The sequence below is a fragment of the bacterium genome (genome assembly GCA_023228325.1).
In the GTDB taxonomy this organism is placed as follows: Bacteria; Auribacterota; UBA6266; order UBA6266; family UBA6266; genus UBA6266.
Genome location: JALOBK010000002.1, coordinates 13,359 through 22,103 on the forward strand (window position 1 = coordinate 13,359; position 8,745 = coordinate 22,103).

Sequence of the window (8,745 nt, forward strand, 5' to 3'; positions counted from 1 at the left end):
AAATAAAAAAATATTAAAGGTTACCTTAGATGATGGATCATCTATTAGATGCACTGAGAATCACAAATTTATTACTAGGGATTTTGACGAAATCGAAGCTAAAGATTTGAAATTTGGTCATAGTTTATTTATTTCGTGTAAATCTATTTTGGATAAAAAATCATATTGGATTGTGAATAAAATAAATTCTGAAAAATACTCTACTTTTGAGCATAGGTATATTTATCAATTCTATAATAAATTAGATAATGATATTTTTTTAGGTAAAGAAAAAATGGTAGTTCATCATATAGATGAAAATTCTAGGAATAATGATATTTTAAATCTAAAATTGATGAGGTGGTCTGATCACAATAGCTATCATATAACGAAGAATAATCCAATGCAGGTTTGGTGGAGTGAAGCGGATGAGAATGTAAAAAATGAATATAGGAAAAAAATGTCTGATAGCACCGGAGGAATAAAAAATGGAAGAGCAATCAATGTAACTATAGATGAACATAAAAATCAAATAAAACAGTGTTTATTTAAATATGGTGGGCCAATTACTAAGAGAGAATGGAAGAAATTTGCAAGAGACAATGATTACTGCAAAAATAGTGAAATTTATAAGACATATGATTTAATAGATGAATTAAACTATGAAATTTTTGGATATAAAAAAGAATGGTCAAAAAAAGGATATTATTCATTATTATCATATCGGGATTATATTAAAAATAAAGATAATAGTGATTTAAAATTATTTTATGATACCGATGCTGGAAAATGTTATTGTATCAAAATATGTGAAGAATGTGGAAAAGAGTTTATTGTTACATATCATCAGAGGGAAAGATGTTTTTGTTCCTTAACATGTTCATGTAGATATTTTTCAAAAATATACCAAAGACATGCAGCCAAAAAGTCAGCAGAAAAATTTTCAACTATATATAATGAATTTGTAGATTATGCAATAGAATTGGATAAATTACCAAGCATGGATGAGTGGAGTAAACACTATGAAATAAAGTTTGAAAAACAATACGATAGAAATTATTATAGTTATGAAGGATTGATCAAAAAGTTAAAAAGGGAATTTTTACCAGAAGGAATTCACAATTGGGCTTCGGGTAAGTTTACATGGTCTGCTATAAAAGATGAAGTTATTTCTAATTTAAACCATAAAGTTGTATCAGTTGAATTTGATGGATATGAAGATGTTTATAATATTACTGTTGATGATAATCATAATATCGGAATTGTACTAGAAAAATTTGAAAAGAAAAATGGAAATTATAAGTATTATTCTGTATACACCCCTCAGTGTGGGGAGCTTACTCTCTCTAGGAAAGAACGCTGTTGTCTAGGTTCAGTAATGCTTGATAAATTTTATAAAGATGGATCTTTTGATTTTGATAGTTTTAAAAGTGCAATAAGATGTGGTGTATTAATTTTAAATTCAGTAACAGATTATGAATTGAAAAATGATTTATTTGCCTTACCAGAAATAAAACAAAAAGCAATAGATTTTAGGCGTATTGGTCTAGGAATATCAGCACTTGCAGATATTTTGGGATTATTAAAATTGGGATATAACACTGATGAAGAAACAATTGCATTTACTAAAAAATTATTTGAAACATTTAGAACCTCATCATATTTAGCTTCACAAAATTTATCAGCAGAACATGGTATAGCAATTAAAGATTTTGATTCTAAAAAATATTATAGTTGTAAATTCTTTGATGATTTTGATATTCCAAAGGATAAAAGCATTGCCAACGTCACTGTGAATACAATTGCTCCCACTGGGACATTATCAATCATTGGTGGTGGAATATATGATGAAAAAAATAATAAGATGATATACTCCAATTGCAGTTCCGGAATAGAACCTGTTTTTATGAGAACTTATACCAGAAAAACAAATATATCCGGAAAACAAGAAATATTTGATATATGGCATAACGCGATAAAATATGCAAAAGATAATGGTATTGTTACTGAAGAAAATGATATAAAACATTGTTTCCCACAAGCATATGAAGTTAATTGGAGAGACAGAGTTAAGTTACAGGGAATAATTCAAAAATATATAGATAATAGTATTTCTTCAACTGTCAATTTGGGAAATCACATTACAGCCGATGAGGTTAAAGAATTATATATGTTATCATGGAAGTCTGGGTGTAAAGGGATAACGGTATATAGATCTGGTTGTAAGAGAGAAGGAATATTAAATGATGCTAATCCGAAGAAAGAAGAAAAGAAATTAAAAAATATATCCAGACCTGATAAATTACACGGTTTTACTGAAAAGTTGAAATTTCCAAAATATGATGCTTTTATTACTATGAATTTTAAAGATGATATTCCATTGGAATTATTTTTAAATGTTGGGAAATCTGGAAGTGAATTAGGTTGCTATACTGAGGCGATAGGAAGATTAGTTTCTCTGTGCTTATCTTATCATATCCCTGTTAATAAAATTATAGCACAGATGGAAAATATTGCCTCTGATGATGCGACATGGCATAAATTTTCAAAGAAACCAATACTAGTAACATCGGTTGTGGATGCTATTGCTAAATTATTAAAATTTTCAGTTACTAAAGAAAATAATATTGTATCCTCCGATGGGATGCAAATATGTCCGAAATGCAACGAAAAAACATTAACAGTCCAAGAAGGATGTGTTGAATGTTTGAGTTGCGGTTATTCTAAATGTTCTTAAAGGAGTTTGTATGATTCAAGATTTTTATAGATTTCATGGAAAAAAATCTGTTCTTATTTTAAAGATAAATTTTTGGAAGAAGAATGGAAGTTTGGAAATTGCTCCGGCAATAGACCCAAACAGAGAAATGCGACCAGTGGAAAGAGGAACAAATACCTATGATTATAAAAATTCAAAGTATTTTTCTTTGTCTCCAACAGAAGCAGCAAAATTATTAATTGATCTCAATATTTTAGAAAAAGATCCTACAACTAGAATTGATGCTTTATATCACGACAGAAGCAAAAGTGAAAAGTCAACAAGTAATGAAATAACAATGTTAAATGTAGGAAAATGGACGGATCCAAATGGTATTACTAAAACAACAATCAATATATCTTCAAAAAATGAAAATGAAGGAAGATTACAATATATTTTACACACTCCACAGGATCTTTTAATTTTCAAAGCATTTCTAAATGCTGTTCTTAAAGATGTGGTGGTATTTGGATTATTTAATGAATTTTTAAAACAAGAAAGAGAAAGAGATAATTCGTCTGGTGATCGTAAACCAAAAAATGAAACCCCATTTGCGAGTTAATAGATGATGAATGATGATGTTGAAATGAATGAATCACAGCAAGTTGTTGAGGTTCCATATTGTTTTTTACCGAGATTTATTATGGACGAAATTGCAAAAGAAATAGAAAGTAAAAGAAAAATAAAGCAAGATACAAAAGAATTAGAAGTCTTGTTAAATACGTGGATTTTGAGTACTAATTACCCGATAAACGATTCCATTAACTAAATAGGAGGATTTTGTGAAATTATTTTTTGTTAGAGATGAAGGCTGGGTCATTTGTAATGATGAGGATTACAGGGACACTGGTGGATCAATTGAAATAAATAATGGGTACCTCGTAAATATTGTTAGTATTCCCCTTAAGGAATATAAAGAACAAGCATCTGCGGATCCTAATTTCTTTTTAGTTGCGGAAATAAATGAAAGAATAGCAAATATTGCAATGATTATTGAATTGACAAATAATATGACACCAGGACCAATTCTATATAGAAGAGAAACTATTGTTAAAGAAGCTACTCCGTCTAAAGAATTTGAAACTTGGGTGTTAAGCAAAAAAGCAGATCTGGTTGTTCCCAGTTTAACAGTTCCCGGAGGTGGAAAAGTTATAGATTTTAGTAAATTTAAAAAATAGGAGAATGATTAGTGAAATATGTTGTTTTTGCAGATCTACATTTGTCCGGTAAAGATAGCGAATATGTTGATTTAGATGGTAAAAAATATCCAAGGAAAGAGTATTTCACTATGACAAATATGTGGAATGCTCTTGAGGATTTTAAATCCAGATATCCTAAAGAACAAAAAAATCTTATAATAGCTGGAGATGTATTTCATCATAAAAATTATGCTCATGCTTCTTCTAAAGATTTATTATCACAATTTTTGTCTTTTTTCAATGATTGGAATATTTATATTTTGGCTGGAAATCACGATGTTAGTGATAAAACCGAAAAACCAATAACACTGTTTTCTGATCTGAAATACAACCACAATAAGAATTTAGTTATATTAGAACCAGGGGAGTGTGAAATTCTAGAAAACAAAATTTTATTGCTCCCCTGGTCGAAGAATTTTCTAGATGTCCTTAAAGATAAAATAGAAAATAATAAAATTGAAGTGTTGATTAGTCATTTTGGTATCAACGAAGCAGTATTAAATTCTGGATTATCTCATATTGATAGGGTTGCATTTAAAGATCTTAGTGAATATTTTAAAACTATTATATTGGGTCACTATCATAAACCACAAATATTAAGAAATGATAGATCAAAATTAATCTATGTTGGAAGTGTAGTTCAAGAAAATTGGGGTGAAAGTGGAGATGAAAAAAGATATATAATTTATGATAGTGAAACCGATGATTATGAATCCATTCCAACATTATATCCAAAATATATTTTATGTGAAACTGATGATATTGAAATTATAAATAATAAATTGAAAGAAAAATCAGATGAAGATAGTTTAAAAGTTAAAACAAAAGATGAAAAAATTTATAATTTCTGTCAAAAAAATAAAATAAATTGTTGTTTAATAAATCCAAATGAAGAATCAAATAATGATGAAATCAAAACAATTGATTTATCAAAAAATATTTATGTTGAATATTTAAAATATAAAAAGATAGATGAATCGTTGCACGATGTCTATCTCGAAAAATTAACAGAATTAATAGGGAGCTGATTATGAGTTACAATAAAGATAGTATAAAGATTTTGGAAAAATTAGAACCAATTAGAGTTAGACCGGATTTATTCATTGGTGATACTAGCAACCCAAATCATCTTATCTATGAAGTTATAGATAACTCTATGGATGAATTAATAAATGATAATGGAACCTGCTTGGGCGTGTTTGTAGATACTAATAGAAAATTTTATACTGTATTGGATGATGGTAGAGGAATGCCAATAGATCAAATAAAAGGCGAAGATATTCCAATTTTACTATCGACAATTCCATTCTCTGGTGGAAAATTCGAAAAACAAGCATATAAAATTAGTTCCGGTTTGCATGGTGTTGGTCTTTCAGCTGTTAACGCTCTCAGTGATTATATGGAAATAGAAATATATAAAATTCAAGAAGAAGTGTATGGTAAAAAAATGGCACATGTCACCTATAATTTTAAAGATGGATTATTGGTTGATAAAAAAGTTGAATTGCTTCCAAAAAAAATTGACAAACCATTTAGTACCAGAGTTTCTTTTATCCCAAGTTCAAAATATTTTTCAGACTTAAATATAAACGCAGAAATGATAGAAAGAAGACTTGGAGTTTGCAGTATATTTAGCGGGAAAAAAATGATATTGAATATTGATGGTGTTGAAAAAATCATAAAGGAAGATCTTAAAACTCATTTTCTTAAAAATTATGCAAGTGACCCATTATTTGATCCGATTGAAATTAAATTTAAAAGCGGCAATCAAGAAATAGAATTAATATTTACTTATGAGAAAGGAAATGAACCAGCTAAAACATATTCCAGTGTCAATCTTATTCCAGTAAATTTGGGATCACATATAACCATTGTTGAAAATATAATAGCTGATATTTTATTTTCAAAAAAGGGAAATAAAAATATTTTAAGAAGAGATTGCCTCGTTAGTTTAAAATGTTATTTTAATATTTATCTTGAAGAAACAAAGTTTGCATCTCAGACAAAAGAAAGATTGACCACTCCAAAAGAAAAAATAATAGAAATTGTTAATGATAATTTTAAGAACTGCATTATAAAAGAATTGGATAAAAGAAAATTATTTTCTGTTTTATTGGATAAGTTTGAAACATATAGGATCAAGCTAGAGTCAAAACAATCAGTAAAAAATCTTTCTGGAAATGCTGGAATTCGTGGAATTATAGATAAAGATTCCAAGTTGGTTGACTGTCAATACTTTAAAGATTCAGAATTAATAATAATTGAAGGCGATTCTGCTGGAACCACATGCATCGATGCTAGAGACAATAAAAAACATGCAATTCTCCCACTGAAGGGCAAGGTCATGAACATATCATCAAAAAAACAATTAGACAGCATATTGAAAAATAAAGAATTATATGATATTATTAGAAGCATTGGTGTGGGATTCAAATCAAAAACTACAGATGTTAATATGAAAAATTTAAGATATTCTAAAATAATATTATGTCCAGATCCTGATCCGGATGGAGAGCATATTGCAGTTCTTCTAATGAATTTCTTCATGATAATGTTGCCAGAAATTATAGAAAAAGGAATACTATATGTTGCCGAAATTCCCCTATATGGGTTGGTGACAAAGGATAATTTCATTCCATGTTGGACAAAGGAAGAGATGGATGCTCTAATGGAAAAAAATCCAACTGCTAGCAAAAGAAGATTTAAAGGTCTTGGTGAATTTAACGACGATCAATTGAAACCGTGTTTATTTGATGAAAAAACAAGAAGATTATATAAGGTAAAACAAGTTGATGAAAAAACAAGAACGGAACTAGTAAATTTATTAATAGATCCATCATATAAACGAATGTTATTGAGTGGAGAATTTGAAAATAAAATTAAAGATATTAAGGAGGGTTAAGAATGTACTCAAGATTATTCGGTGATGAAAGTGTTTTAATGTTGGATTATATTTTTGATACCAACACTCCTCTGATCACAATTGCCATGAAGCTGGAAAGTGCACAGGGAAATAAAGGAAAATATACCAAAGGTCAAAAAGTATTTGACTACGAAAAGGGAAAGACAATGAAATTGTCAGCAGATGAATGTAATACACTTGAATTGTTGCTGTCTTCATTCATCAATAAGCAGACAGTTGATTATTCTAAACCTGTTGCATCAAGAGAATGGAACAGTGATGGTGCAAATACACTCACATCATTATTTATTGCATCAAATAAGGGATATCCTGTTGTTTTAATCACAACTCTCAATAAAACAATCAATCAGGAAACCAAACATTATTACACGATTAAGAGTAAAGGTGATCTGATGGCAATTCTTGGTTATATAAAAAGTACTTTTACAATACTTCCAGCAATGGGATGTTATCATTATTGGAATACCAGTTGGAATAAAAGAAATGAAAAGAAACAAGAAGAAAAAGGAAATCAATCTTCAAAGAAGGTAGATAATGTGACGGCAGACCAAGGGTCTGGTGATTTTTCTTTCGGGAATGAACCAACAAAAGAAAACAATAGTTCTGATCAATTTGATGGAATAGAAATGTCAGGAGGAGTTGTTCTATTTTAAAAACAGGAGTGATGAATGCTATCTATAATTGATAGATATAAAAAGTATGGAATTCATCTTAATCAATTTAGAGCATTGCCAGATATAAATGATGGTCTGAGGCCAGTGGAACGAAGAGCTTTGCTTGGTGGTTATAAGGAAGCAAAGGATAAGATGGTAAAATCTGTAAAAATCGTTGCTGCTGGCCTCGTACTCCATCCGCATGGTGATGTTTCATTTTATAACACATTAACAAAAATGGTAAATTCCGGGTTTTTTGATAAGCAAGGAAATTGGGGATCATCAAATAAATTAGAACCCCAACCAGCTGCAGCTATGAGATACACAGAAGCAAGATTGAATAACTATTATAAAGAAATGATATTTGAATTTATTAATAACGTGGATTGGCATACGATTGAAATAGAAGAAGAACCAGTATATTTACCAACACCAATACCATTATGTTTTTTGATTGACAGTATGAATATTGGAATAGGATTTGGAATTAGAAGTGTTATTCCAAGATATACTATAAATGATTTAATCAGTTTAACAAAAAGTATTGTAGTGGATAAAAAACATATTATTATAAAACCATATTGTCCAGGAAATATAGTTATAATGGAAGAATCGGAATGTGAAAAATTATTAAATACTGGTAAGGGAAAAATAACATATAGACCAAGATACAAAATAGATCATAAATCTAGGAGTATAAAAATTCTTGGATGTCCTGCCACTGGGTTTTCTAGTTTATTAAAAATGCTTCAAGATAGATATTTTCCAGAAAGAACCGCAACAGCTTTGGACAATTCAAAGAAGAATTATGTAGAAATAGAAATATATGTAAATAAAAATAAAAAATGTGATTTTGACGAATTGATTAAAGATGTTATGAATGAAATAACAAAAACTATAAATTATGAAATATTATTAAATGACAATGGGAAAATGAAATTAGTTAGTGTTAAAGAATTATTAATCAAAAATTTAAATAATTATATGAAAGCTTTTTATAATAAACTGGAAGAGGAAAATAATAGATTAAAAAATAAGCTATATGAATTTACTGTTATTGAAAATATTAGACCGTATCTTGGAAATTATCTTAAAAATAAAATGTATAATGTAGAATTCATTGTTAAGGATTTAATAGATAATATCCCAGATTTAAAAGAAGATATTCTGAAGAATTTATTAAAGCAATATTCAATTGAAAAAATATTTACAGCATCAATAGATGCTAATAAAATC

General features: G+C 28.6%; 8 protein-coding genes. All 8 read left to right on the top strand.

Annotated elements, in window-relative coordinates; all coding sequences use genetic code 11:
- Positions 1–2,716, top strand: a 2,716-nt coding sequence (locus M0R36_09680) for a hypothetical protein (protein MCK9556068.1), incomplete at its 5' end; no start/stop codon positions are given.
- A gap of 10 nt (positions 2,717–2,726) precedes the next feature.
- The gene (locus M0R36_09685; GenBank protein MCK9556069.1) at positions 2,727–3,296 is read left to right on the top strand and encodes a hypothetical protein; all 570 of its coding nucleotides are present in this window, start codon (positions 2,727–2,729) and stop codon (positions 3,294–3,296) included.
- A 3-nt stretch (positions 3,297–3,299) separates the two neighbouring features.
- Positions 3,300–3,503: a hypothetical protein gene (locus tag M0R36_09690; GenBank protein MCK9556070.1), complete on the top strand. Its 204-nt coding sequence runs from the start codon at positions 3,300–3,302 to the stop codon at positions 3,501–3,503.
- Positions 3,504–3,516: 13 nt separating this feature from the next.
- Entirely contained in the window at positions 3,517–3,912 is a 396-nt protein-coding gene (locus M0R36_09695) for a hypothetical protein (GenBank protein MCK9556071.1), read from the top strand.
- A gap of 11 nt (positions 3,913–3,923) precedes the next feature.
- A complete protein-coding gene (locus M0R36_09700) occupies positions 3,924–4,961 on the top strand; it encodes a metallophosphoesterase (protein ID MCK9556072.1) in 1,038 nt (345 codons plus the stop codon).
- 2 nt (positions 4,962–4,963) lie between these two features.
- A complete protein-coding gene (locus tag M0R36_09705) occupies positions 4,964–6,835 on the top strand; it encodes a toprim domain-containing protein (protein ID MCK9556073.1) in 1,872 nt (623 codons plus the stop codon).
- Between the two features lie 2 nt (positions 6,836–6,837).
- Complete coding sequence (locus M0R36_09710; protein ID MCK9556074.1) at positions 6,838–7,509, top strand: hypothetical protein; 672 nt, start codon at positions 6,838–6,840, stop codon at positions 7,507–7,509.
- A gap of 15 nt (positions 7,510–7,524) precedes the next feature.
- A partial coding sequence (locus tag M0R36_09715) for a hypothetical protein (GenBank protein ID MCK9556075.1) occupies positions 7,525–8,745 on the top strand: 1,221 nt, incomplete at its 3' end.